General features: G+C 57.4%; 2 protein-coding genes. Both read left to right on the forward strand.

Annotated elements, in window-relative coordinates:
* Nucleotides 1-208, forward strand: a 208-nt coding sequence (locus tag CXF87_RS12340; RefSeq protein WP_198556093.1) for a D-Ala-D-Ala carboxypeptidase family metallohydrolase, incomplete at its 5' end; no start/stop codon positions are given.
* Entirely contained in the window at nucleotides 202-489 is a 288-nt protein-coding gene (locus CXF87_RS12345) for a hypothetical protein (protein WP_101146798.1), read from the forward strand. The genes CXF87_RS12340 and CXF87_RS12345, both read left to right, overlap by 7 nt.
* Nucleotides 490-500: the final 11 nt, after the last annotated feature.

The following is a 500-nucleotide window of genomic DNA, read 5'->3' on the forward strand; positions in this document are numbered from 1 at the left end:
ATGCCGGTGTGAGGCCTATAACCGGAAGGTAGGCGGTGCGCCTGATAGCCAGCACACCAAGGCTCGCGCCGCTGACATACAGGTCAAGGGTATTGCGCCCGATTCTGTTTATGACTGGTTGGCAGCGGAGTTCCCCAGCGCCAGCTTAGGCCGCTATGCCACGTTCACCCATGTCGATACGCGCTCAAATGGGCCCGCACGATGGTAATAGCTCACATTCTCCCCCTGCTATTGGTGTTGGCTGGCAATGCGACGCACACCCTTAAAAAGCTGATCGAGGTTCGCCAGCAAGGCCACGCCTTATCGCTGATCGGCTTCCTGCGCTTGAGACCCTATAAGACCTCACTGGCCTTACTCGGCAGTATGGCGGGCTACCTCCTATTGGTTGATCAGGGCGTTACCAGCCTTGTTGCCGCCTTTGGTGTGGGTTATGCCGCTGACTCAATGCTTGAGGTGGTGGGCGCTAAGGCGCGGGGGGTTATCCAATGATGGGCTTATTA

Source organism: Halomonas sp. MES3-P3E (assembly GCF_002836035.1).
In the GTDB taxonomy this organism is placed as follows: domain Bacteria; phylum Pseudomonadota; class Gammaproteobacteria; order Pseudomonadales; family Halomonadaceae; genus Vreelandella; species Vreelandella arctica.

Excerpts from the sequence above, each read along its gene's own strand:
- CXF87_RS12345 (WP_101146798.1), top strand. The coding sequence starts at position 202 with ATGGTAATAGCTCACATTCTCCCCCTGCTATTGGTGTTGGCTGGCAAT.